This window comes from Alteromonas sp. 5NS40-0096, assembly GCF_057544385.1.
In genome coordinates, this window is sequence record NZ_BAAJLQ010000002.1 from 126,526 (window position 1) to 150,211 (window position 23,686).

Annotated in this window: 26 protein-coding genes; 17 read left to right on the top strand and 9 right to left on the bottom strand. The window is 45.4% G+C overall.

The genetic code is table 11. From position 1 onward, the window contains the following. The first annotated feature begins 170 nt into the window (after positions 1–170). A complete protein-coding gene (locus AC27G9_RS06495; protein WP_487072282.1) occupies positions 171–1,952 on the top strand; it encodes a hypothetical protein in 1,782 nt (593 codons plus the stop codon). Between the two features lie 13 nt (positions 1,953–1,965). On the opposite strand, the gene AC27G9_RS06500 is transcribed toward AC27G9_RS06495, so the two are convergent. Then, complete coding sequence (locus tag AC27G9_RS06500) at positions 1,966–2,466, bottom strand: DinB family protein (RefSeq protein ID WP_487072284.1); 501 nt, start codon at positions 2,464–2,466, stop codon at positions 1,966–1,968. 461 nt (positions 2,467–2,927) lie between these two features. On the opposite strand from AC27G9_RS06500, the gene AC27G9_RS06505 reads away from it, so the two are divergent. Continuing rightward, positions 2,928–3,584 (top strand): HAD family hydrolase, encoded by a 657-nt coding sequence (locus tag AC27G9_RS06505; protein WP_487072286.1) that lies wholly within the window; start codon positions 2,928–2,930, stop codon positions 3,582–3,584. A 142-nt stretch (positions 3,585–3,726) separates the two neighbouring features. After that, positions 3,727–4,938: a hypothetical protein gene (locus AC27G9_RS06510; protein ID WP_487072288.1), complete on the top strand. Its 1,212-nt coding sequence runs from the start codon at positions 3,727–3,729 to the stop codon at positions 4,936–4,938. Here AC27G9_RS06510 and priC read toward each other — a convergent pair. Beyond that, a complete protein-coding gene (gene priC / locus AC27G9_RS06515) occupies positions 4,927–5,238 on the bottom strand; it encodes a primosomal replication protein PriC (protein ID WP_487072290.1) in 312 nt (103 codons plus the stop codon). The genes AC27G9_RS06510 and priC overlap by 12 nt on opposite strands. 217 nt (positions 5,239–5,455) lie before the next feature. Between priC and AC27G9_RS06520 the strand changes: the two genes are divergently transcribed. Continuing rightward, positions 5,456–5,644, top strand: a complete 189-nt coding sequence (locus AC27G9_RS06520) for a hypothetical protein (RefSeq protein ID WP_487072292.1) — start codon at positions 5,456–5,458, stop codon at positions 5,642–5,644. Here AC27G9_RS06520 and epmB read toward each other — a convergent pair. Next, on the bottom strand, positions 5,641–6,672 hold the full coding sequence (gene epmB / locus AC27G9_RS06525) for an EF-P beta-lysylation protein EpmB (protein WP_487072294.1): 1,032 nt from the start codon (positions 6,670–6,672) through the stop codon (positions 5,641–5,643). The two genes, AC27G9_RS06520 and epmB, sit on opposite strands and share 4 nt — an antisense overlap. Positions 6,673–6,706: 34 nt before the next feature. Here epmB and efp point away from each other — a divergent pair, with 34 nt between their 5' ends. Continuing rightward, on the top strand, positions 6,707–7,276 hold the full coding sequence (efp, locus tag AC27G9_RS06530; RefSeq protein ID WP_487072296.1) for an elongation factor P: 570 nt from the start codon (positions 6,707–6,709) through the stop codon (positions 7,274–7,276). A gap of 39 nt (positions 7,277–7,315) precedes the next feature. Beyond that, positions 7,316–8,290, top strand: a complete 975-nt coding sequence (gene epmA / locus AC27G9_RS06535) for an elongation factor P--(R)-beta-lysine ligase (protein WP_487072298.1) — start codon at positions 7,316–7,318, stop codon at positions 8,288–8,290. A gap of 3 nt (positions 8,291–8,293) precedes the next feature. On the opposite strand, the gene AC27G9_RS06540 is transcribed toward epmA, so the two are convergent. Next, complete coding sequence (locus AC27G9_RS06540) at positions 8,294–8,923, bottom strand: LysE family translocator (RefSeq protein WP_487072300.1); 630 nt, start codon at positions 8,921–8,923, stop codon at positions 8,294–8,296. Positions 8,924–9,609: 686 nt separating this feature from the next. Between AC27G9_RS06540 and AC27G9_RS06545 the strand changes: the two genes are divergently transcribed. Together AC27G9_RS06545 and AC27G9_RS06550 are read left to right on the top strand one after the other, a co-directional pair. Then, complete coding sequence (locus AC27G9_RS06545) at positions 9,610–10,053, top strand: hypothetical protein (protein ID WP_487072302.1); 444 nt, start codon at positions 9,610–9,612, stop codon at positions 10,051–10,053. A 123-nt stretch (positions 10,054–10,176) separates the two neighbouring features. After that, complete coding sequence (locus AC27G9_RS06550) at positions 10,177–10,602, top strand: lysozyme inhibitor LprI family protein (protein WP_487072304.1); 426 nt, start codon at positions 10,177–10,179, stop codon at positions 10,600–10,602. A 234-nt stretch (positions 10,603–10,836) separates the two neighbouring features. Here AC27G9_RS06550 and AC27G9_RS06555 read toward each other — a convergent pair whose 3' ends face one another. Continuing rightward, entirely contained in the window at positions 10,837–11,277 is a 441-nt protein-coding gene (locus AC27G9_RS06555; protein WP_487072306.1) for a thioredoxin family protein, read from the bottom strand. 171 nt (positions 11,278–11,448) lie between these two features. After that, a complete protein-coding gene (locus AC27G9_RS06560; protein WP_487072308.1) occupies positions 11,449–12,009 on the bottom strand; it encodes a sugar O-acetyltransferase in 561 nt (186 codons plus the stop codon). Between the two features lie 129 nt (positions 12,010–12,138). Between AC27G9_RS06560 and AC27G9_RS06565 the strand changes: the two genes are divergently transcribed. The 5 genes from AC27G9_RS06565 (at position 12,139) to AC27G9_RS06585 (ending at position 17,589) form a co-directional block, all read left to right on the top strand. Further along, positions 12,139–12,315 carry a hypothetical protein gene (locus AC27G9_RS06565; protein ID WP_487072310.1) on the top strand — a complete coding sequence of 59 codons (177 nt, stop codon included), beginning with the start codon at positions 12,139–12,141 and terminating at the stop codon, positions 12,313–12,315. Between the two features lie 33 nt (positions 12,316–12,348). Continuing rightward, on the top strand, positions 12,349–13,641 hold the full coding sequence (locus tag AC27G9_RS06570; protein WP_487072312.1) for an NAD(P)/FAD-dependent oxidoreductase: 1,293 nt from the start codon (positions 12,349–12,351) through the stop codon (positions 13,639–13,641). A gap of 169 nt (positions 13,642–13,810) precedes the next feature. Then, positions 13,811–16,285, top strand: coding sequence for a TonB-dependent receptor (locus tag AC27G9_RS06575; protein ID WP_487073631.1), 2,475 nt, complete (start codon positions 13,811–13,813; stop codon positions 16,283–16,285). Positions 16,286–16,422: 137 nt separating this feature from the next. Next, positions 16,423–17,058 (top strand): gamma-glutamylcyclotransferase, encoded by a 636-nt coding sequence (locus tag AC27G9_RS06580; protein WP_487072314.1) that lies wholly within the window; start codon positions 16,423–16,425, stop codon positions 17,056–17,058. Positions 17,059–17,082: 24 nt separating this feature from the next. Then, the gene (locus AC27G9_RS06585; RefSeq protein ID WP_487072316.1) at positions 17,083–17,589 is read left to right on the top strand and encodes a GNAT family N-acetyltransferase; all 507 of its coding nucleotides are present in this window, start codon (positions 17,083–17,085) and stop codon (positions 17,587–17,589) included. Here AC27G9_RS06585 and AC27G9_RS06590 read toward each other — a convergent pair. The 3 genes from AC27G9_RS06590 to AC27G9_RS06600 all read right to left on the bottom strand — a co-directional run bounded on the left by AC27G9_RS06590 (position 17,581) and on the right by AC27G9_RS06600 (position 20,184). Further along, positions 17,581–18,144 (bottom strand): lipid-binding SYLF domain-containing protein, encoded by a 564-nt coding sequence (locus AC27G9_RS06590; protein WP_487072318.1) that lies wholly within the window; start codon positions 18,142–18,144, stop codon positions 17,581–17,583. The genes AC27G9_RS06585 and AC27G9_RS06590 overlap by 9 nt on opposite strands. Before the next feature lie 243 nt (positions 18,145–18,387). Further along, complete coding sequence (locus tag AC27G9_RS06595) at positions 18,388–18,984, bottom strand: peptidylprolyl isomerase (RefSeq protein ID WP_487072320.1); 597 nt, start codon at positions 18,982–18,984, stop codon at positions 18,388–18,390. Between the two features lie 9 nt (positions 18,985–18,993). Continuing rightward, positions 18,994–20,184, bottom strand: a complete 1,191-nt coding sequence (locus tag AC27G9_RS06600) for a methyltransferase (RefSeq protein WP_487072322.1) — start codon at positions 20,182–20,184, stop codon at positions 18,994–18,996. Between the two features lie 29 nt (positions 20,185–20,213). On the opposite strand from AC27G9_RS06600, the gene AC27G9_RS06605 reads away from it, so the two are divergent. From AC27G9_RS06605 to AC27G9_RS06620, 4 genes are all read left to right on the top strand, one after another. Continuing rightward, the gene (locus AC27G9_RS06605; protein ID WP_487072324.1) at positions 20,214–20,834 is read left to right on the top strand and encodes an alpha-ketoglutarate-dependent dioxygenase AlkB family protein; all 621 of its coding nucleotides are present in this window, start codon (positions 20,214–20,216) and stop codon (positions 20,832–20,834) included. Positions 20,835–20,836: 2 nt separating this feature from the next. Next, positions 20,837–21,157: a BolA family protein gene (locus AC27G9_RS06610; protein ID WP_487072326.1), complete on the top strand. Its 321-nt coding sequence runs from the start codon at positions 20,837–20,839 to the stop codon at positions 21,155–21,157. A gap of 86 nt (positions 21,158–21,243) precedes the next feature. After that, the gene (locus AC27G9_RS06615; RefSeq protein ID WP_487072328.1) at positions 21,244–22,674 is read left to right on the top strand and encodes an adenosine deaminase family protein; all 1,431 of its coding nucleotides are present in this window, start codon (positions 21,244–21,246) and stop codon (positions 22,672–22,674) included. Between the two features lie 36 nt (positions 22,675–22,710). Continuing rightward, the gene (locus tag AC27G9_RS06620) at positions 22,711–23,583 is read left to right on the top strand and encodes a 5'-methylthioadenosine/S-adenosylhomocysteine nucleosidase (RefSeq protein WP_487072330.1); all 873 of its coding nucleotides are present in this window, start codon (positions 22,711–22,713) and stop codon (positions 23,581–23,583) included. Positions 23,584–23,686: the final 103 nt, after the last annotated feature.

Below are 23,686 nucleotides of genomic sequence, written 5' to 3' on the forward strand. Positions count from 1 at the left end.
ATTAATCTCGATCAATAACGTGGCTCACCCGCTAAACATACAGCAGAAAAAACAAAACTCAACAAGCGTCTAGTTGATGATAATTTGTGTCGTAGGGCATTATCTTTTACAGTAATCTTCACTGTTACTGTTTCACTCAAGTTGAACGCCCTATTCAAAGGAATGACACTATGCGCATTGCGTTGTTAAGTTTATTACTCCTATTTGTACTGTCCGGTTGTGCGGTAAATACCATCCAAAACACACGCATTTCGGCCAATGAACCGTTAAAAGCTGGCCATGGTGCGGTTGTGGTGCAAGTCGTCAACAATACGGACCGTCTCGGCACATTCCATCAGGGGTGGACGGAAGTGATAGCGTTTCGCACAGATAATATCGACGAAATAAAAGCCAATGCCATTGCATTAGCCAAAGAAAAGGCAAAGTCAAAGAAAGAGAAGTTTGACCCTGAAAAAGTCGATTGGGAACCTGAATTTTATTCTCTTACACCGGTTAATCAAGGCACTATCGACAGCCAATTGTTTGTCGGTAGCATGCCCGAAGGCAAGTACATGATTTCTACCTTGTATAGCTTTTTTAGCAATGGTGACATGAGCTCATGGTTAACGATGCCTGTAATGTTCTCAGCTGGCCGCTTTTCCGTTGGCGCTAATAACGTTTCGGACTTGGGGACTGTAGTATTTCAGCCACTGCTTAGCATTAAAGAGAAATCATTTTGGAGTAATTCTTCCCAATCAAAAGCGTTTGTTACGCGGGTTGAAGAAAAACAGAAGTTGAGTGATTTTGTGCTGAGTCACTACCCAGCTATCGCGTCTAGTCTAAAAACGGATATCACTCTGGGCTGGGAAGACGATGGACTTGATTCATTTCGCGGTAAATTAAGCGAGTTAAGTCGGCAAAATGCGTATTCGTCGCAAGCATTGAGGTTGGATGGCTACGGTGTTGGCGCACTCGCGTCGAAATTTGGTCAATTGCGTGTTCTTTCCAATGATGGCAATTGGCAGCAACTCGATTTGCCCACAAACTCGCGCATATCTGCTGTATTTGAGAGCGAGCAAGGATTGCACATTGGCGGCGAACGAGGGCAGTTGTTTTCGTTGGTAAATGGTGACTGGCAAGTGAGTCAACCTGTGCCTCCCAGAGAAGCCATCGTCTGGTTTGGCAAGGGAAGTGAAACTAATTTCGCTTTGACCAGTTCTGCTAAGCAATACTCGGCTTATACGTTTGACCAAATTACGCAACAGTGGAAACGAATGGGCGCCTTTACCCGTAAAGACCCAAATGACTGGCTTGTTCAAAATGGCGGTTTGTTCCCATTCATTACCCAATCAGGTGGTTTACGAATCCTTAATGATAATAAAATCCTCGACTATAACGGCGACACTTGGGTAACCAAAAAAGGCGAGTCTATGCGCAGCGTGGCTCAACTTGAAAACAACGTGTTGGTTGGAGTAGAGGTGAGTCAGTGGGACGGTGTGGGCGATCAAGTTATCAGTTTTGATGATGGCGATTCTTGGACATCGATCTGGCGCCGATTAAATTTGTTTGACGACAGCAAGACGGATGTCAGTTTGCCGGGCTATACGTCAACCGCTGGCGTTATCACGGTTGGACGTGTGAAAGGTAGAAACCAAACGAAAGCATCAGATCTGAAAATTTTGACCGCTCCTGTTGAATCAAGTGACGATAGAAATGGATGGACGGCACATGGCGACGCAAAGGATGGGTGCTACAGTTTCTTACCCCAACTAACTCGTGAAGACGTTCTGTATTTTCTGTGTGACCAAGGACAAATCGTCAGTACTGCTGACTTTGGTAAAACATGGAAGACAGAAATCGACGTAGATTTATCGTCGATGACGGCAACTTACGAACAATTTGTCGACGAACTTGTTAAGCAAGCGGAGAAAGAAGAAGCTGAGGCAGCGTTAGACACTACCGAAGAAGAGTAATGGGGGCAGGCGTTTATTGCGCCTGCAAACTTGCGTCGTTGTTGACTGTTGATGGCGCAATACCAAAATGTGCTTCCGTCGCCACCCCTTTAACGAGGTTTTTGATGAGTGCGTAATGGTGAGTGGCGTGACTCGTAGCGAACATAAGCTCGCGACCAACACTGCTTGGTACAGAAGCAATTGCCGTTTCGCCAACACCGACATCACAAATGACGGTAACCGTTTTACCGGCTTCCGTGGCAGAAAGAGAGTCAAGCCAAGCTTGAACGCGCTCAAACTCCACAATCGCGCTTAGGCGGTTGGATTCGAGGTTGCTACCTCTGCGGCGATTTTCATAATTGATCACACCATCTTTGTAACCGTCGATAATACACGTGAAGTGATCCAAAATATGTCTAAAGTGCTTGCCTACAGGGCTAGCTCCATTACCAGGACTCGAAGTAAACTGCTCGTCCGTCAGCGCATTGATGAAGCCCAAACCTTGGCCGATTATTTTTATATAGTGGTGATTCAAAATACTTTCCCGCTTGTTGTAAGGTCTAGGCGACCAAATATGCCTTGCCAGCTCCCATGCCTAAAATGGCTCGACAAAATACAACCCATCAACTAACTCTAAGAACAAACAACACTTGTTCAGATACAAGACTAGTTAGCCTTTTCCTACTACGCTAGTTTGCCCATAAAATGATCGGTTTGTATAGCGTCATTTGGTCTGATTTGTCATGTAGACCCTGCTAAATCCCGATTTATTTCATGGATATTGTGAAATTTCGAGCATTGGCACTGGGTAATCTACCCTATAAAGATTGCAACTTGGCGAAACTTCAATAATTTCAAGGGGCGCACCGAGCAAAAATTCGATACTCTGGTCGAGATACATCCTAAACGCCTTTCTTTCGAAGATGACGCTTTACTGCTATCAACGATGCTCAGGCAGAACAACATTCGCACCACAAAGGTCAACAGGCCCTAGATATGAAAACGACAATTTTATTTGACCACGATGGCACCTTGATAGATTCAGAAACCACACATTATGCCCTTTGGAAACAGGTATTAAAGGACTATGGTGTCGATTTGGGTTTCGCGTTTTATCAAGAAAATATGGCTGGTGTACCAACGACGCAAAATGCTATTGATGTGGTGAAGGCATTCTCTTTGTCAGTAGAGGCATCTGTACTAGAAGGTAAAAAACACCAAAGTTTGACGGCTTATCTCGCCAAACAGGCATTCCCCGCTATGGCGGATACGGTTGATGTGGTACGCCGGGCTTACGACGCCGGATACGTTTTGGGTATCGTAACTGGTGGGTCTCGCGAATCTGTCAACACAACGCTATCAACGTATGGCATTGGTGAGTGCTTTTCAACTATTGTGGCGGTTGAAGATGTGATTCACAGTAAACCTGCCCCTGACTGTTATCTATTGGCCATGCAACAATTGGGTGTGAATGCGAGTCAATGTGTCGCAGTAGAAGACACCGAACACGGCATGCGGGCGGCATTAGGTGCGGGTATAAGCTGCGCAGTTATCCCAACAGTTTTAACCGAGAGTTTGGCGTTTGAAGGGGCGTGTGGGCGCTTCAACTCACTAAGTGATTGGTATGACTCAATGGCACGGGAGAATCGTTGATTACATCAGTCGCCGTCTGATATATGATTGGCGCGTATTCCAAATTCCATTTGTCTTCGTAGGCTGATTTGCTGTTGCTATGCGTGTTGTTTTCTTATTCTTATTGATACTTTTACTCCCGATCATTGGTTTTGTGACCCTAGTGCAGTCGACGCCTGATGTCGATGTGTCAGCATCGCAACAGGTCGATCATGCTGATACTGTTAAACAACTATTGGACCAACTTGGCCGCAGCATTAAAGAGCGCCACGCCCAACACACTCTCATCATCTCTGAAAACCAGTTTGCTAGTGTCGTGGGTTTAGTTCAGCGAGCTCGAGATGAAATAAAAGGGGAAGTGGCATTGGAGAGCGACGGTAGTATTGCTAAGGTAACCGTTGAATTACCCTCGCCACTCGACGGCTATTTTCTCAATCTAGAAACGAAATTATTACCGGGAAACTCCCTTTCTTTTGACTACTTTCGAATTGGTGATCTCTATATCCCAGGCGAATTTGGCTTATCCATGCTGGAGTTTATTACCAATCAATACACGCATTCGGATATTGCGACTCAAGCGATTGCCAGTGTGTCGGCGGTGAAGATGGATGAGCAAACGCTCACACTGACGATGAAACCCTTGCATCCTTTACTCAAAGCAATGCGTGACGCGTCGGCCAATATTGGTGGAGACAGAGACGAGGAGTTAGAGGCATTAACCGCTTATTACCTCGCTTACTTTCACGATCATTCTGTCTCGCGGGGCGCCACTCCAGTGTCGGTATCAGATTATCTATCTGTTGGTATGGCGCTAGCCAAAAGGCAAAGTAATGAGCGTGACGCCTACAGGCATAACCAAGCTGTTATTTTGGCGCTTGCTGCTTACATCGGCCATCAACGTATTTCGCCTTTAATTGGCGACATTCAGCCGATACCTAGTCGGCCCTTACAACCAGTTTCTCACGCTGAGATAGCGGGGCGTAATGACTTAGCAAGGCACTTTATTTTGTCTGCAGCGATTCAATTATTGTCTGAGCGGGGGGTGTCTTTGGCTATTGGAGAATTCAAAGAGCTGATGGACCGAGCGATTGGCGGTAGCGGATATAGCTTTGTTGATTTAGCTGCTGATATGGCGGGGATGGAATTTGCACAAGTCTCTACCGATCAAAAAACGGCACAAGCGGTTCAACGAATATTGGCTTCCAATGCCTCTGAGAGAACGTTTTTTCCTTCCATATTAGGTTTACCAGAAGGCATTTCTAAGCGCGATTTTGAACGTGACTATTACACCGTAGATAGCCCCCAATATCTGGCACAAGTCGATGATATTAAAGGGCGCATCGCGCAAGTGCCGTTGTATTCCCTAGCCTTTTAATGCGCCATTGAATTGGGCAATAGTGGTCAGGATAGTCTCAATTTTTTTGACCAGTGAAGTGAGTTGCGTTTCGAACTCTTGGCTCGGTGCCGTTTTCAACGCTTGCCAGTCTTGCGCAATTTCTTGCACGTATGGGCCAAAGCGCTTGGCATCTGACTCAAACCCACTGTCTTTGTCAAAAATCGCAGAAAACTTGCCTTGTTGTGACTGTTGAAGTTGATCTAACTTTTTATCTGCATCAATGGCTTTGCGATGCAGGTCTGCGACTGTTTGTTGTAACTGCTCATGAATTGCTTGCATGAAAAAATTGCCTATTTGTTTTGGTTTTAGCGAGTGTGCAGTCGGTTTAGTACGCCGACATCTTGCTACCTCTGCCAAGGTTAACGGCTCGTACAATGTTTTTTAGTGAAATTGCTAAAGATAACTAATGAACGGCCGATAAGAATCTGAAGCGGGCAATTCTGCCCGCTTTTTAACGATGTCTCAAGTTAAGAGACAACAATACAAGGATACTGGTATGGATATTCAAGGTGCGCAAGCCCCTAGTTCGTCCGGTGCGTCACTTGAAGTGGCTTCTCTTAAACTTGCCAAAGGTCAGCAAGAACAAGAAGGCCAAGCGACGCTTCAGCTTTTAGAATCAGCTGACGTACCACAACCTAGCTCAGCGAATCCAGCTATTGGTGGTAACATCAATACGTTTGCTTAATCACTAGGGTAGAGACCGAGATCGACCGGCGTTTTGCCAGGTTGGCCACCAATTTCTCTCACGAGTTTTGGTACCAAATAGCCTGGCTGACGCTTTATCACTTCCGCCATCATTGCCTTGGCATCGAATTCACTGATATCAAAATGTGCCGCACCTTGTACCTTGTCTAATAGGTGCAGGTAATAGGGCATAATACCTGCGTCGAACACGGCTTCATTGAGTGCAATTTGTGCATTCACACTGTCATTGACGCCTTTGAGCAGGACGGCTTGGTTCAATAGCGTAACACCAGCCTCTTTAAGCGGTTTCAATCGCTGCTTGAGCGCATCACTGACTTCATTGGCATGATTAATATGTAACACGAGAATGCGCTGTAGAGGGATTCGTGTAAACCACTGAACAAAGTCGTGGTCGAGTCGCTCTGGCAATACAACCGGTAAACGGGTATGAATACGCAGGCGTTTCATATGTGGTATTGTCGTTAACGCATTACCCAACCACGCCAAATGATCATCTCTGGCCATGAGTGGATCGCCACCAGAAAAAATCACTTCATCTAGTGCTTTGTCATTCGCAACATAATCAATCGCATCTTGCCATTGCTGTTTGTTTACTGCATTGTCCGAGTAAGGAAAATGCCGGCGAAAGCAATATCGGCAATTTACCGCACACCCGCCGCGAACGATAAAGAGGGCGCGATTTAAGTATTTGTGTAATACACCGCGCCCGGCGGTATCATGCTCTTCCAATGGGTCAGTACTAAAACCGGGCTCGACAACAAACTCGTCCGCGTGCGGCATGACTTGCTTGAGCAAGGGGTCATTCCAATCGCCTTTGTTCATAAGAGTGGCGAAATGGCGAGGGACTCGCATGGGAAACAAGCGCCTTGCGCTACCGTGTTTTTGGTAGGTTTCCACGTCTAAATCAAGAAATTCCAGCAGTTTTTCAGGGCTTGTAAAGCTATTTGCTAATTCTTTTTGCCAGTTCTGCTCTACAGAGATGGGTTTTTTCGGTATTATTTGCGCCACTTATTTGCTCAACCTATGTTCAAACAGAGGAATTATGGCTAATTTCAGCACTAACGAATTCAAAGCCGGCCTAAAGATTATGCTGGACGGCGAACCATGTAACATCCTAGAAAACGAATACGTAAAACCCGGTAAAGGCCAAGCGTTTAACCGCGTAAAAATTCGTAAACTGATCACTGGCAAAGTGCTGGAAAAAACCTTCCGTTCTGGTGAATCGGTGGAAGGCGCAGACGTTTTGGATACGGAACTGGCCTACCTGTACAATGATGGCGAATTCTATCACTTTATGAATAATGATACATTCGAACAAATTCCTGCGGACCAAAAAGCCGTTGGCGACAACCAAAAATGGTTGGTAGAAAACGATGTATGCACTATCACATTGTGGAACGGTTCACCTATCACTGTTACGCCGCCAAACTTTGTTGAACTGGAAGTCACTGAAACTGACCCTGGTTTGAAAGGTGACACTGCGGGTACTGGTGGTAAGCCTGCAACCTTATCTACTGGCGCTGTTGTTCGCGTACCTTTGTTCATTCAAATTGGTGAAGTGATCAAAGTTGACACGCGCAGTGGCGAATACGTCTCTCGCGTACAAAAATAATAAGTAAAGACGGAGTCGAAAGACTCTGTCTCTTTCTTTGTGTCTACTCATTCTACTTGGCAACCAACGGCAGGACTGCCGGCAATAAAAGCACGAGCCGAGCTACTATCCCAAATACGTCAATTCTTTGCCGACCGAGATGTACTGGAAGTGGAAACACCACTGCTTAGTCACAGTACGGTTACAGACGTTTACATAGACGGTTTTTCTTGCCAGTTTGATTTTAGTCAATCTGGACAGCCTCAGTCGTTGTATTTGCAAACTAGCCCTGAATACGCCATGAAGCGTATTCTGAGTATGTATTCGTGCTCTATTTTCCAAATTTGTAAAGCGTTTCGCCATGAAGGTGAAGGGCGGTGGCACAATCCTGAATTTACCATGCTGGAATGGTACCGCGTGGGCTTTGACCATCACCAATTGATGAGTGAAGTCGACAGTTTGCTGCAACTTGTTTTGGCATGTGGTAGCGCTGATCGTTACACCTATCAATCCTTATTTATACGCTTCTTGGGCATAGATCCTTTAGTTACCAGCAGTGCGCAGTTAAACAAATTGATGAGTGACCATAAGATAGATGTCTTCGGTGACGATATCGACGACGACAGTAAACTTCAGTTGCTATTCTCAGAAGTGATCGAACCACAAATTGGTGCTGATGTTCCGTGTTTTGTTTATGACTTTCCGGCTTCTCAAGCGTCATTGGCTAAGCTTAATGACGCTGACAACCGAGTTGCAGACCGATTCGAGGTTTATTACAAAGGTTGTGAACTTGCCAACGGATTTAATGAGTTACAGCGGGCTGACGAGCAATCTCGTCGCTTTATAAAAGATAATGAACAACGTCAGGCACAAGGCTTACCCGTTCGGCCAATCGATCACCATCTCCTTGACGCTCTCGACAACGGATTGCCACAATGTGCCGGCGTGGCTCTCGGCGTTGACAGGCTTTTGATGCTAAAAACCGGTGCGGCGAGAATTGAAGAAGTACTGAGTTTCCCTGTATCTCGAGCTTAGCGTTTACGCGGCATCATCGAGCGCAATTTTCCCAGCTAGACCGAGTAACAGCCCACCAGATATAAACTCGATGATTTTTGCATAGCTTGCGGCTTTGGGCTGAGACAAAAGCCATCCTCCTATTAGGGCATATAAGAGGTTGCACATCGTTGCTAACAGCGTAAACCATACACCGAGAAACAGCAGTTGGTATGTAGTATTACCTGCTGCGGTATCGACAAATTGAGGTAAGAAAGACAGAAAAAACAAGGCGACTTTGGGGTTGAGAATACTGACAATGATGCCTTGTTTTAACACGCCTCTGTTGTGCACGGTTTGGTTATCCACCGCAAGTTTAGGTTTGCCTTTCCAAGCGTGGTAGATGGCAGTGCAGCCAAGGTATGCCAAGTACAAGGCGCCTAACCACTTGACAAGAGTAAAGGCGACAGAAGAACTTAAAATGAGTGCCGATAGACCGATACAAGCAGCAAGTGTGTGGAAAAAGTAGCCGATACCTAAGCCAAGTGAAGCTTTAATACCGTTACTAATCGAGCCTTTCATCGTGTTAGACACGATATAAATCACATCTGGACCTGGGATCAGATTTAGCGAGAGGCAAGCAATAGAAAACAGTATCAAGGTATCTAAGGTCATATATTCAGGCCTATTTCAATTATCTGTGACAGGTAAACCCAAATAGGTTGGGTTTTTGAGATATCCGATCAAGCCCTAGGCAACTTCAATGGCGCTGTCATCAAGGGAGTTGAGCTAAAAATACATTTAACCGAATCAGATCTTTTTCAAATTAATGAGTTAGTATACGCAATATTTGAGCAGTAAACGCATAACAATGCCATTAAATACGTGCACTTCGTGCGCCGGACAAATTAACACTGCTCCACAACTAAAAATAAGTTTGCTCGTTTATGGCGGGCGTTAGCTGCAGTTGGATACTACACAATTGAACATTTATGAATTGAGAGATACTGCAAAGAAGGCATTACTGGCCGCGGTCATATTTTACCTAAAACTACTTATTGTCTTATTTCCTTTATCCTTGTTCATGCATTGGCCTGAAAATACTGACTTTAGCATAGGCCTTCTTTCAAAAATTCTTTTGGCATTCTTGCAAAGCCCCTTATTTGCCATCATGCCTTGCATTTTGTTTTTCCTATTTTTGTTTATCGGTATTGCAGGCAAAAGGACGAATCAGTAATGTAACACAACAACCCAATTAATACGCTCAATGCGTTCGCTGGGACGCATACTCGCGGAGCTGCTTCGCATTATAGCCCACATGTCTGCGCCCTTTTTTTAAATGTTAATCACGCGGAGTTCTATTGAATCTTTATCCTCAAATCAGTTCTCTTCTTTCCCGTGCGTTAGACGATGCAAAGGTCGAAACTATTGGCGACGGTTGGGAAGTATTTAAACAAGAATACAAAAAGCTAAAAAAATCAAAGCCTAAAACAATTACTGATTTTGGTCTCCAATCTGAGTTTTTCGTAGATGAAACTCGCGCTCAAAAGATCTTTTACTTTGCGTTTCACTATAGAGTACATTGCAAAATCGATTGCGAAGAATATGACTTTTATGAGTTAGTTTATTGTGAGTATGATTTGAGTCACCTTGTGTTTGATCCAAGTTTGAAAAAAGGGGTGATAGAAGAATGGGAGTCATTGTTATCGTTCACAAACGTTTTGGATAAGGTTGAAAACTGGGATACGTTCCACTCTTTAAAATCAGTAACTGCTAAGTATGAAGTAACAGGTACAGAAGTGTGACCAACAAACGCATTAACAGCCTCGCTAGGAACAAAAACACGTAGGCTCCCTTCGCTTCGCCCATTATTATAGCCCACGAATTTGGGCCCGTTATGCGGGCCGTTAAGTGCACATGGAGTATTGATGAAAATTTGGATTTTTCTACTAACCTTTTTTAGCTTTTCTGCGTTGGCCGAAGAAGACATAGATTGTGATAAGGCTTGGACAACGCCCGCCATAAATCAGTGCATGTACAAAGATCTTGTGGAGGCCGAAAAAGTAATGGCTAAATATTTAGCAAAAAGCCTAGAGCGGTACTTGGAAGATGAGGTGTCTGTGGCTTCTATTAAAAAAGGGCAAGAGGCTTGGCTCAGTTATCGGGAAGAACACTGTGGTGCGGTTTATGACACATGGCGCGACGGAACCATCAGAACGGCAATGGGGTTAGGCTGCAAATTAGAATTAACTCACCAAAGAACCATTGTTTTATGGCAGTCATTTTTAAATTATGTTGACTCAACGCCATCTCTACTTCCAGAGCCTAAACCCTATGCGCCAAAGTCTTATTAAAAAAGTGAACTCAACAAAACGCTAAAGTCGCAACCTTCTTTGCGGGCTGCTGGGACAAAAACACAATGCGGCTTCACCATTATGCTCCACATGCCTGCACCCGTTAGTGAAACGTTACCTTCGACTCCTTGTCTGATAACGCCTTTGAGATCATAAATAAAAAAGTATGATACTTTTTTGTAGCTCTACACTAGAGGTGTAGCGACGTCGAATGTTTCAGTTGATAAAAGCCAACTAATGGCCTGCGGATTCACCTGCATTAGCGTCGAGTTCTAATACTTTAGATAGCAGAGATGTGAGCTCTTTAGATGACTTGTAACCTTGACTTAGCGCGTAGTCGTCGCCTTGCACAATCATTACCGACGGAAAACCACGAAACTTTAACGTATCACCATTCTTGTCTTTCAAATCGTCAAACACAAATCGAGAAAACCCAAAGTTAATGGTTTCTTTAACAGGAATAAAGTTATCGTTAATCATCGCAACAAACGCTGGATCACTTAATTCATTGTCTTCCATAGCGATACAGGTCGAGCAAAAACGCATCTTTGCAAAAACGAAAATGGGTTTATCCGATTTCAATTCTCTTGCATCTTCGTAGTCTAGCCACTTAATTTCGTCAGCCAGACTCACCGTTGAAAACATCATGGATAACACAACCAAAAACCACTTCATAAAACGCCTCGATAAACATTACACATTGGAGATAATTATACGACCAACAAGGAGAAAAGATTCTTTCACAGGTAGCGAAAAAACTCAGAAGGGCTTGAGTTTAGGGGAACAGTCTTTCATTCAACCAAGGCCTATTTTCGGCCCCAGTTAGCTACCCCAAAGGCCGGAGTTTTATTCAGCGGGAATTGTATTTATGACCTTGGCGGGGTTACCTGCGATGACGAGGTTATCGCCGAAAGAACGGGTCACGACGGCACCTGAACCTACCACAACGTTGTTGCCCAAGGTAACGCCGGGGTTAATCGTAGCGTGGCCGCCAATCCAGCAATCATTGCCGATCGTAATAGGTTTTGCATACTCTACGCCACTTGCCCGTTCAGTGGGATCAATAGGATGGGTGGCGGTATAGATACCAACTTGTGGCGCTATGAAGCAATTGTTGCCAATGCGCACTTCTGCCACATCTAATATCACGCAGCCAAAGTTGGCGTAAAAATTATCGCCAACGTGAATGTTTTCACCGTAATCACAATGAAAAGGCGACTCAATGTGGATAGCGTCGCTAGAAGTGCCAAACAAAGCTTGAATTTGTTTGAGTCGACTCTTTTCGTTGGCCATACTCGTTGTGTTCAATTGCTCTAGCTTGATGCGGGTGGCGAGGCGTTTTTCGGTAAGTGCTTTATCATCTGGGCGATAGCCGAGTCCTGCTAACATTTTTTCTTGTTCAGTCACTATGGTCTGTTTGTTTCTGATAATTCGACGTTGCTTTTGATGATAGCATTGCCATTGCGAAACAGCCCGACTATTACATCGATGCTGAATTACACCGAAATAAAGTGTAGTAAACAAACGTGGAAATCGATGGCTAAATACATGGTCTTGTTGCCCTGTAACCCCTATGAAAACTGGACTTTTCCGTCAATTTTAGGCATGCTTACGTCATCGCTATTTTTAGATACCTTCTATGACCGTGGCATTTCCCAATCTCACCCTTTTTCTGCCCGACCACTGGCAAATGAAGCTTGGCTTTCCCAATAGCAGCCAGATTTTTCATTACTTACGGGAATTATTATGCAGAAAATCATTGTTGTCGGTGGAGGTGCTGGTGGTTTAGAACTGGTTACGAAACTCAGTAGAACGTTAGGTAGGCGAAAACAAGCCGAAATCGTTCTAGTAGATCGTAGCCGAACACATGTCTGGAAACCTTTGTTACACGAAGTGGCAGCCGGTGTTATTGATAAACAGTCCGATGGTGTGGAATATGCAATCCATGCCAGTAGACACGGTTATCAGTTTCAGCTTGGTAACGTCAGTGGTGTCGATAGACAAAACAAGCATATTCAACTCGACCCGCTTGTCAGTGATGATGGCGAGGAGATTTTACCTGCGCGTACTTTGGCGTACGACTCGCTTGTGCTTGCTGTCGGCAGTATCAGTAACGATTTTGGTACGCCAGGCGTTAAAGACCACAGCTATTTTCTCGACTCACTGGCGCAAGCAGAGCGGTTCCACAAAGCCTTGCTCAATCAGCTATTGAAGATTAACCATCAACAAGACAATAGCAAAAAGCTCAATGTCGCCATTGTCGGCGGTGGCGCGACGGGAACAGAATTGGCAGCCCAACTGCATTATATTGGTGATCTAGCCAAGACATATGGCATGCCTAACATTTCTGCAGATCGATTGGCCATCACCATTATCGAAGCTGGACCGCGTATTCTCCCTGCATTGCCTGAACGTATCTCCTATGCCGCACGCAGTGCGTTAGCGAAAATTGATATTCAGGTAAAGGAAGAGACCCGTGTCACCCAAGCCACGAGTCAAGGGTTTGTCACTGCTGACGGTACCCTCATCGAAAGTGATATGCAGGTGTGGGCTGCAGGGGTCAAAGCACCTGCATTTTTATCTAACATTGCCGACATTGAACAAAATCGCATCGGGCAAATCATCGTTACGCCTGAGCTACAAGCTGTAAATGATGAACATATCTTTGTTATTGGTGATTGTGCTGGCGTACAACAACCTGATGGCAGTTGGGTGCCGCCAAGGGCGCAGTCCGCTCATCAGATGGCAGATACCGTTGCCACTAACCTCAGATTAAAAATGCAAGCTGCGGCCATGAAGCCCTTCAAATATGTCGACTATGGGTCGCTAGTGCATTTCAGTAAGTACTCCACAGTGGGCAGTCTGATGGGAAAATTGAGCAACGGCAATATGTTTGTTGAAGGGCGTTTGGCGCGAATGGTCTACATGTCCTTATACACCTTTCACCAGCTAGCGGTGCATGGGCGCTTTAAAGGAATCTTTACCTTACTGAGCCGCAAAGTTGGCCACTTGTTAGGGCCAAAATTCAAGCTCCATTAATATAGCGATAGGGCGATATACGGGCTAAACGAGTGTATATCGCCTCATTTTAATGCATTTCGTCCCTTTTTTTTAACATGTGATAACGTTACATTATTGACTTGCAGCGGCTGATCCTGAAAAATGTTATAACATCGCGAAAAATAACACACATTCAAGGTTCACTATGTTGAAACACACTGCAATTGCATCCGCCGTCGCGGCGTCGATGTTTGGTGCCCATGTTCATGCGGCTACTGTCTCTGGAAAAGTGACTGACACAAATGGCAAGGCGATTGTTGGCGCTGAAGTCAAAGTTGAAGGATCGCGTAAAGTCGCTTTTACCAATGAACAAGGGGTTTACCAAATTACTGGTGTCGACCTTGATGATGTTCATATTCATGTCTATTCACCGCAATACATTCACGGTGATAAAGACCTAGGCGCTGTTACTGCCGATACAACTGTCGATTTTTCTCTGGCACCAGCAAGCATCGAAAATGTTTTGGTTACAGCCAATGCCCTACAAACATCGGTACTTGAGTCTGTTACGCCAGTTTCGGTCATTTCTGCCGAGACGTTGCGCAATCGTCAAGCACCGACGCTTGGTGAAACCATTAAATACACCCCGGGTGTTCACAGCACGTATTTCGGTCCGGTTGCGAGCAGCCCAATTATCCGCGGTAATGATGGTCCTAGAGTGAAAATTGTTCAAAACGGACTCGATGTATCAGACGTAAGCCGTATTGGCCCGGATCACAATGTTGCGGTTAGCACTTCAAATGCCGTGCAAGTCGAAGTATTGCGAGGCCCGGCGACTCTGCAATATGGAAGTGGCGCGATAGGTGGTGTGGTCAACGTCGTAGACAATCGTATTCCTCAATACGTGCCTGAATCGGTAGAAGGCGAAGCAGAGCTAAGATATAGCACGGTCAATGATGAGCGATTTGGTAAGGTAGATGTCACTGCGGGCAGTGGTAATGTCGCCTTCCACTTTGACGGTTTTGCCCGTAAAACCGATGAAGCGGATATTCCTGGTTTTGCGTCAGTCGAGCCCGATGAGGATGAGCCAGAAGGCATCTTAGAAAACAGCCAGATGGAAACAACAAATTTCAATGCGGGTTTGTCTTATGTGGGCGACCGCGGGTTCGTTGGATTTTCTGTAGAGCAGTTAGACAACGAATATGGCGTACCGGGACATGACCATCATCATGAAGAGGAAGAAGAACATGATGATGAGCACGAAGGTGAAGAGGAGCACGGCGAAGAAGAGGGCGTATTGCTTGACGTCGATATGACGCGTTATCAACTGGCAGGTGAATTACTCTCGCCATTTAAAGGTTTCTCTGCACTTAAATTCTCTGCTGCTTACACCGACTACGAGCACGTTGAGCTCGAAGAAGGAGAGGTGGGCACAAGGTTTTCAAATGAAGCCACAGACCTTCGTTTTTCTGCCCATCACGAAAGTGTTGGTGGTTGGCATGGCGTCATTGGTGTACAAGCCAATACTTCTGAATACGATGCCGTGGGTGAGGAAGCTTTCACTCCAGCAGTCGACACAGACTCTTACGCGGTATTCTTGATTGAACAGAAAAACGTTGGCGATTTTACTATTGAGTTGGGCGCGCGTTTAGAACAAACAGAATATTCAGCAGCGGATACGGAAATTGACTCCGTCTTCGAAGGTGGTGAAGAACATCACGAAGACGAAGAGCATGAAGATGAGCACGGCGACGAGCATGGCGAAGAGCACTTAGATTTCGCATTTCCCGATTATGACTTTACAGCATTATCATTGTCTGCTGGCGTAAATTGGGAATACGATGAAGGCCGTTCTATCGCCGTATCAGTTTCACACAGTGAACGTGCCCCAAGCCAACAAGAACTGTTTTCTGCTGGTCAACACCTCGCAACTCAAACTTATGATCTCGGTTTAGTCTACGATCTGGATGAAGATGGAGAGATTGGTGAAGGTTTAGTTGATGTCAAAGAAGAAGTCAGCACCAATATCGATGTAACTTTCCGTAAGTACACGGGGAACTGGGGCTACAGCTTCGGCATTTTCTACAATCAAGTTGATGATTATATTTACGCTTCTGATACTGGCCTGATCGCACTAGAAGAAGGTCATGAGCACGAAGACGAAGAGCATGAAGATGAAATGCACGAAGACGAAATGGACCACGCAGATGAGCATGGTCATGAGGAAGAAGAAGGCTTCCCAGTGCTGTATTTCCGTCAAGCCGATGCTGACCTGTATGGTTTCGAAATGGAAACCTTTATCGATGTGTCACCAGAATGGCGTGTCACCGTGTTCAGTGACTACATTCGCGCTAAGCTAGACAACGAAGACCTGCCGCGTATTCCGCCTTTACGCGTTGGTGCAACAGTGAATTACGATGCTGACCAGTGGAGCGGAGAACTGGGTGCGATTTGGTACGACGAACAAGGTAAAGTCTCTTCATTTGAAACACAAACAGACGGCTATACCCTTGTCAATGCACGTGTTCAGTACGAGATGACAATCGACCAAACTGACATGGTGTTCTTCTTACAGGGTGAGAACCTGACTGATGAGGAGGCACGAGTGCATACATCTTTCCTTAAAGATCAGGCACCGTTGCCAGGTAGAAACATCACGTTGGGCGTAAGAGCTATCTTCTAACGCCACTTTGAAAGAACGAAAACGCAGGCTTGTGCCTGCGTTTTTTGTTTCTGATACGACAACGCTAACAGTTGCGTTACAGCGGTCATTCAGATTACGCTCTCGCTGTGTATTGATTATGGTGAGAAAGACCTATTGTGAATCGTAAATCGTTACAAACTGAATGCTGGCTCGCCGAGCACGACTCTGCACATTATATTTTGGCATACGGCAGCTTGCTTAATCGCGATAGTCGCCAACGTCATTCAAATATGTTTTCCACAGGTATTGCGACTCGCGTTTCTGGGTTTGAAAGAGGCTGGTATACCCGTGCTTATCACGAATCCCAAACCTATGTTGGTGCCACACCCAATCGCTCTGGTTCGCTAAATGCGCAACTTCTGCCAGTAGATTTGAACCCGTCATTTCAAACCCGGGAGCAAGACTATCGGTTCGTCAATGTACCTTGCGATGCACTGTCGTTCACCGACAATGTTGATGACGAAATGCGATTACGAGAAGCGCTCAGTCACGCTGAACTTTGGATATGTGAGACGCTGAAAATTTTACCAGCCGACGAATCCTATCCAGTGAGTCAAAGTTATATTGATACGTGTTTGGCAGGTTGTTTAGAGCATGGTGGTGAAACCGAAGCACAATGCTTTATCGACACTACCACTCATTGGGAGCACCCGAGAAAAGCGGATAGACAAGCGCCAGTTTATCCTCGCTTCGGAAAAGTCGACAACGATGCCACTACCATTATTGATAGGCTCTTGGGTATGATTGGGTAATCTAGTGTTGCCGTTGGAGGGACTGTGTCAGTTAGCTTACGCATGTTACATCAAGACGATGCCAATTTTATTCTTGAATTGGTCAATGATCCCATGTGGTTGCGTTTTATTGGGGATCGCAACATAAAAACCATCGCACAGGCGATGGCATATATTCGCCAGTGTCAGCTTTCGTTTTCAGAGTCGGGTTTTGGATTATGGTGTGTGGAATCAGACAACCAAGCCGCTGGTTTGTGTGGTTTTGTTCAGCGCGAGTTTTTGTCTCAGCCGGATTTAGGTTTTGCCTTATTGCCAAAAGCGCGGGGTAAAAACATACTGCAACGGGCCATTCCAATAGCGATAGAAACCCTTCGCGAACAGGGCGATGTCGCTTGTATATCGGCAATTACGGCAACAGACAATACGGCGTGTATGCGTTTATTGCATCATTCCGGATTTGATAAGTTAGGCACGCTTTACAATTCAAGTATGTCTGAGGGACAAGCGCAGCTGTTTTACATTAAGCGTCTGGATTCAAACACACTAGTTTAGCTTGTCGTCTTTCCAGAATTTTGTGCCCTTGATTGTCGCTTGTAGCGCCAGGCCTGCTTCTGTGAAAGTATAGACTGACACATCGCCGTAATAGGCCTCTGCCTCTACCGATTTACCTTTCTCTCCTGCTTTGGCAGCGGCATCGGCGTTGCCTCCAAAGGTCCAACCGTTCTCGACAAAGTTGTTCAGTGCGTTGGCGTTGTGGAATACCATGATGATTTTGTAGTCTTTAGCCCCGAGTCCCAAACCAACACCGCCTTCAGCCATGTTCATATAAGTTTGATTGCCAGAACGATTGTCTTTAACTACACCATAACCTGTGCCTGCTGAGACGATGAGCAAGTTAATATTGGCATTGGAAAACACGCCGTACCCTGCGGCACTTTGGATTTGAGAGCGAGTGTCGGGTTTTTCTCGATATAATTGGTTAAGGGCGGCCTCTCTCATATCCAGAATCTTTTGCCTTTTGGTCGCGACACTGCCATCTCCCATGGAAGCGCAACCTACAAATGCCAAGCAACAAGTGAGCAGAAACAAACGTTTTACGAAAACCATAATTAACCCTTTTACAATAAGTGTTAGTCCAACTGATAGTCAGTATAGGCCTGTATTGGCAAAACGGATATCAAAAACACAAGAGGACACGCCACAGCGATAAGCGCGAGATTGCCGTCGACAAGTCGGCGTGGATAAGCGCGTCAATTTTAAGCCTTAGGGGCTGCTATACGGGGGAACGAGGCCATCGTCACGCTGCGTTGAGTATTTTATTCACAACGCAGCGTGTTGAACTATGATGAGCTAGTAGGCGGGCAAGATTTCAATCTTTTTAATGACTATGTTTTCGATGGGAGCATCGGCAAAACCTTCAAGTACCTTGTATTCGGTTTCGACTTCATTCATGGCGTCCAACACAGATTCTCCATCAGTTACCCGCCCAAACACGGCATAACCCCATTGGCTGCCGGGGTCTAAATTAGTGTTGTCTTTCATATTGAAGAAAAATTGGCGATTGGCGGTGTGTGGTTCATTTTGACGTGCCATGGAAATACTGTAGGTGTCATTTTTCAAACCATTTCCCGATTCATTGAAGATATCAGGGTATTCGGGTTTGGAATTGTACTCTTCGTCATAACCGCCGCCCTGAATGACATAATTCGGGACAATGCGATGAATAATGGTGTCTTCATAACTTCTCTTGTCGACATAACGCAAGAAATTGTTCACCGTAATCGGCGCTCGGCGGCGATCAAGCTCCACCGTTATGTCGCCCATAGACGTGATGATTTTGACGACGGGATAGTAGTTGTCTGGCTGGATTTGAGAGCCATCATCTTGTTTTTTTGCGAAGGCAGAAAATGTCAGGCAAAGCGCCATCACACACAATATACGTTTCATGATCATTCCTTATCGTTTTGCTGCAGCCAAAATAACGAATTTTTTGTCACTTGCAAGTAACTTCACACCACCAAATACGCGTTTGACCTTAATGTGATAATCAAGGTGGCGATTACCCACTACAACTAAGTGACCTCCCTTCTGTAACAGTGTTTTACTGTCATTAAACATTTGCCACGCGATATGATCAGTGATGGCATTCTGCTGGTGAAAGGGGGGATTGCAAAAGATTTTACTGACAGGGGTGGCTAAGTCGCTGCTGAGTAATGACTCTAAGCAATTACTTGCGACAAATTGACATTGTCCAATTTTATCTGGGAAGTTGGCCAAAACACTGTCTTTTGCACTCTGCAACGCCATGTATGATTCGTCGACAAACGTCACTTGGCTATCGGGAGCAATATTGAGTACATGTAGCCCCAACACGCCATTACCACATCCCAAATCGACGATGTGCTCATGAGGTGAAACTTGCATGTGTGGCAGTAACGCTCGCGCGCCAATATCCAGTGATTGTCTGGAGAATACGTTTGCGTGATTGACCAATGAGACGCTTTTCCCACCGGGCAATTGAGTAGACCACACCGTTGGATAGGGCGATGTTACGGGTTGCGTAAGCTTATCTTGGTCTGGGGTACAAAATATCAGTCGCGATTTTTTCTTGGCTAAAGAGGTTTTCGTAGCGCCCAAGTACTTTTCAAAGAGTGCGAGTACGCCTTTGGTGATGGATTTTACTTTGCCTGCAGCGATAACTTTGGTGTTTGGAGAGACGTGCTGTCGCAATTGAATTAACTGATGCTCTAGTAGTGCAAGGGTTCTTGGGATTTTGATCACAACCCAATCAAAATTCGTAGATAACTGACTGGTACTTGGCAGCGCCATGACAGGAGACGACACGCGATAATCACTGGTGACCGTATTGATACCGTTGGCATCTAGATTTTCAGCAAGGGATAAATGCGCGATATGAGAATCAGACACCCATACAGGAGTGCTATCAGCGAACCAACAGCCCAGCGCACCAAAATCGTCATTGAAAATGCCTAAGTTGTCACCACTTTGATTGTCGAAGTGGTCATGCAAATATTCAATAGCCAATTCATCAGCACTGTCCCATGCTTGTAAGCTTACGTGTTGGTGCTTGGCTGGGTAACGATGTAATGACAGTGTTCGGTTCAGTAATTCTAAATGCGTATTCATGACTCAATGAAGGTAATTCGGTTTATTTTATGCAGCAATCTTTGTTCGACTCTCAACCAGATCCTTGTTACCAAGTCGATCTTATTGACGGAGAAGTCACTTATTATCCAAATTGGATCGCGCCAGACGTTGCCTCGCAATATCAGCAGGCATTGGTGGAAGAACTGACGTGGCGTCAGGATACCATTAAAATGTTCGGCAAACTGGTAAAAATTCCCAGATTGCAGTCTTGGCATGGTGAACCTCATTGCGTTTACCAGTACTCAGATTTGACCCTCAAACCACAACCTTGGACACCCTTGCTGAAACAAATCAAGCGAGATTGTGAATTGTGTACTGGGGCCAAATTTAACAGCGTATTGGCCAACTGGTATCGAGATGGACAAGACAGTATGGGAATGCACGCCGATGATGAGCCTGAATTGGGTCCCGAACCGGTTATTGCTTCGGTTACATTTGGGCAAACTCGACCTTTTGTGTTGAAACATATTCACACCAACGAAAAACACGTAATTTCACTGGAGCACGGCAGTTTGCTCATTATGGCGGGCAAAACCCAGCAATATTATCACCACGGTATCAACAAGACGAAAAAAGCCTTGAGTGATAGAATCAACCTTACTTTTAGACAAATTAAACACGAGCGATAGCGATGCAAGTAAAAGCGTTTATTACCGAAACATTAACCGAGGCATTAACGCCGGTATGGTTGGATGTGTTGGACGAGAGTCACATGCACAATGTGCCTGACGGTGCACAAAGTCATTTTAAAGTGACGGTTGTCAGTGAGGCGTTTGAAGGGAAGCGTTTAATTGGTCGCCATCGAGAAATCAATGGGTTGCTTGCTGATGCGCTTTCTGGCCCGGTCCACGCGCTAGCGTTGCATACTTATACGCCAAGTGAATGGGAAGCGAGGGGAGGTAGCGTGTTGTCGTCACCCGCTTGCCTCGGTGGTGATAAATCCGCAACCTAATACTCTGTATTTTCAATTTTAGCTGGTCATTGATGCGGTTGTTAAAGTAGTCTGAAACTATCTTTAGGCCCATTTTCATCGCTTTTATGACCACGATTCGATACACACTGCTAGGCCTCTTTGTTTTTATTTTTTCCAGTCAGTTGAGTGCTGAGCCAAAGGACGCTTGGTTTGAGCTGTTTAAACAAACCCATTCAGATGAGCAGCTGTATGCGCTGCTGCATCAAATGCCCAAGGGCGGTGATATCCATCACCACATTACCGGAAGCAATTTTTCTGAATGGTGGTGGGCCTTAGCAACAGACGAAAAGCGCAATGGCGGTTACCGCTATTACACGAAAACATCATTGTTGTTGTGCGATGGTTTGGCTTCCAATGAATTCGGGCGAAACAAATCGCTAGTGTTGTTTAAAACGATACAACACAGTACTTACCAAAGCTTAAGCGAATGTAAAAAAAACGAATATCAGCCTCTCACCTCGCTAAATGAGCAACTCAAAATGGCGTGGATGGATAGCATAAGGTTGCACCTACCACACGAAGGTCGTGACGAATTCTTCGAGCGGCACTGGGCAAGATTAAATGAGCTCATTCGCAACCCCATCATCATAGGTGAAATGCTGGTTCACAACATGCAGTCTTATCAAGAAGAAGGCGTGCGCTACCTAGAGACCCAAGTCAACATCGAGTACATGGTTAAGCCCGATGGAACGTCTTACAAACCACAACAAGTACTTGCCATACTTAACGAGCGCCTCGAGCAACCCGATGCTAAAGCCACGAATGTCGTAGTGCGCTTTCAATACATGTTATTGAGGTTTAGGCCAGATGCAGAGGCACAATTGGAGTGGATTTATCAGTTTGTTGGCCAACATCGAGACCGTTATGTTGGCATCAATATGGCGGGAAGAGAGGATAATGATAAGGGTTATCCAAGCCGCTTTCTTCCGGTTCTGAGAAAGCTGAGGAATCGCGCTACCAAGATCCCAATGTCGATTCATGCCGGTGAAGTGGATGAGCCTAATTTTCATGTTCGCGATACGTTAATGTTAGGGGCTGACCGCATCGGTCATGGTGTCAATCTGATCTCCGACCCGCAAACGATGCTGTTGATGCGCAACAATCGCTACCTTATTGAAATCAATTTAATTAGTAATCTTTTACTGGGTTATGTTGACGATTTTAGTCAGCACCCGTTTCCCGAGTATTTGCGAACTGGCATTCCGGTTGCTTTATCTACCGACGACAGAGGAATGTGGGATTCTACCTTGACCGACGAGTTTTTCGTTGCCGTGAAAGCGTTCAACTTAACGTGGTCGGAAATCAAGCAGTTGTCGCGCAATTCGCTTACTTATAGTTTTGTGCAACAAGAGACAAAGGAAAAGTTACTCGATGATTACGAAAGCGCTATCGACCTGTTTGAGGAACGTGCTGCGCAAGGAAACATCCCGCTTTCCAGGCCCAATGGCTTAACTACCAGAGGCTTTATCTGTCGTCAGTATGACCTTTGTTGGTAGAGGTTGAATCATCATTTTAGAAAATGGGGAACACAGGTGCGTTATCTCGTTGTCATTTTTTCATTTTTCGTGAGTCATTGGGCATTGGCCCAAAGTAGCCAGTTTAAATCCGTTTCGATTGGTGCTGCCGATGCACCAAAATCGCCCATAATGATCCAAGGGCCCATGCCTATTGAGGCAGAATATTTCGCCAGCCTGTTACAGGATGTGAAAGTTGAGCATTCGGGGAACGCGACATTTTACCTTGGTTCGTTAAATGGCTACCCAGTTGTTGTGGCGCAAACTGGCAAGGGCTTGGAAAACACGGCGGCGGCCACCGCGATAGGCATTGAACGTTACCGGCCGATTGCGATCATTAATCAAGGCACATCAGGTGGTCACGACCCGACGTTAAATGTTGGCGACATCGTATTGGGAAAACGTTCAGTCAATGCCAATAACTTTAAAACTGCTCGGTTGTTAAAGGGCGAAGGTTCAGACCCCATGCAATGGCTGCCTATGGATATCATGGCGTCTGAAGGCAGTGCCGGTGAAGGAGACAGTGCTGCAGACGCCGAAAAGATTCGATACTACTTAGGTAACAGTCAATTGATTCGCATAGCGAGGTCAGTCTCATCCAAGTACAAACGCGGTGTTGTAGTGGAGGGGACCATTGGTAGTGGCAACTTTTGGAACAATGAATTAGACCGTATTGCTTGGCTACATCAACATTTTGGTACTAGCGTTGAGGAAATGGAAACCGCCGCGGCTGCTCAGATTGCTCACGCTTATGATGTACCGTTTTTAGGTATTCGAGTGCTGTCAAACAACATCACCAATGGCGGCCATTATGACCCTTCAACAGCCGTTGATTGCCAAGTGTATGTCAAGAATGTGGTAGTGGCCTATATCGGGACGTTTGGCGAGTAATGCTCATAATCAGTGAATTCTTACCTCGATGGTTCACATGAATTGTGTTTAACAAACTGTTAAAAGCTTTTCCCTACTTTTAGTGGTAGAATCGCCGACCAAT

What these genes read in the sequence shown, in the direction of transcription:
- AC27G9_RS06595 (WP_487072320.1), bottom strand. Translation starts at nt 18,984, where the DNA reads ATGAAACGTATATTGTGTGTGATGGCGCTTTGCCTGACATTTTCTGCC.
- AC27G9_RS06615 (WP_487072328.1), top strand. Translation starts at nt 21,244, where the DNA reads ATGACCACGATTCGATACACACTGCTAGGCCTCTTTGTTTTTATTTTT.
- AC27G9_RS06555 (WP_487072306.1), bottom strand. Translation starts at nt 11,277, where the DNA reads ATGAAGTGGTTTTTGGTTGTGTTATCCATGATGTTTTCAACGGTGAGT.
- AC27G9_RS06610 (WP_487072326.1), top strand. Translation starts at nt 20,837, where the DNA reads ATGCAAGTAAAAGCGTTTATTACCGAAACATTAACCGAGGCATTAACG.
- AC27G9_RS06550 (WP_487072304.1), top strand. Translation starts at nt 10,177, where the DNA reads ATGAAAATTTGGATTTTTCTACTAACCTTTTTTAGCTTTTCTGCGTTG.
- AC27G9_RS06570 (WP_487072312.1), top strand. Translation starts at nt 12,349, where the DNA reads ATGCAGAAAATCATTGTTGTCGGTGGAGGTGCTGGTGGTTTAGAACTG.
- efp (WP_487072296.1), top strand. Translation starts at nt 6,707, where the DNA reads ATGGCTAATTTCAGCACTAACGAATTCAAAGCCGGCCTAAAGATTATG.
- AC27G9_RS06565 (WP_487072310.1), top strand. Translation starts at nt 12,139, where the DNA reads ATGGCTAAATACATGGTCTTGTTGCCCTGTAACCCCTATGAAAACTGG.
- AC27G9_RS06495 (WP_487072282.1), top strand. Translation starts at nt 171, where the DNA reads ATGCGCATTGCGTTGTTAAGTTTATTACTCCTATTTGTACTGTCCGGT.
- AC27G9_RS06600 (WP_487072322.1), bottom strand. Translation starts at nt 20,184, where the DNA reads ATGAATACGCATTTAGAATTACTGAACCGAACACTGTCATTACATCGT.
- priC (WP_487072290.1), bottom strand. Translation starts at nt 5,238, where the DNA reads ATGCAAGCAATTCATGAGCAGTTACAACAAACAGTCGCAGACCTGCAT.
- AC27G9_RS06505 (WP_487072286.1), top strand. Translation starts at nt 2,928, where the DNA reads ATGAAAACGACAATTTTATTTGACCACGATGGCACCTTGATAGATTCA.
- AC27G9_RS06590 (WP_487072318.1), bottom strand. Translation starts at nt 18,144, where the DNA reads ATGGTTTTCGTAAAACGTTTGTTTCTGCTCACTTGTTGCTTGGCATTT.
- AC27G9_RS06605 (WP_487072324.1), top strand. Translation starts at nt 20,214, where the DNA reads ATGCAGCAATCTTTGTTCGACTCTCAACCAGATCCTTGTTACCAAGTC.
- AC27G9_RS06520 (WP_487072292.1), top strand. Translation starts at nt 5,456, where the DNA reads ATGGATATTCAAGGTGCGCAAGCCCCTAGTTCGTCCGGTGCGTCACTT.
- AC27G9_RS06540 (WP_487072300.1), bottom strand. Translation starts at nt 8,923, where the DNA reads ATGACCTTAGATACCTTGATACTGTTTTCTATTGCTTGCCTCTCGCTA.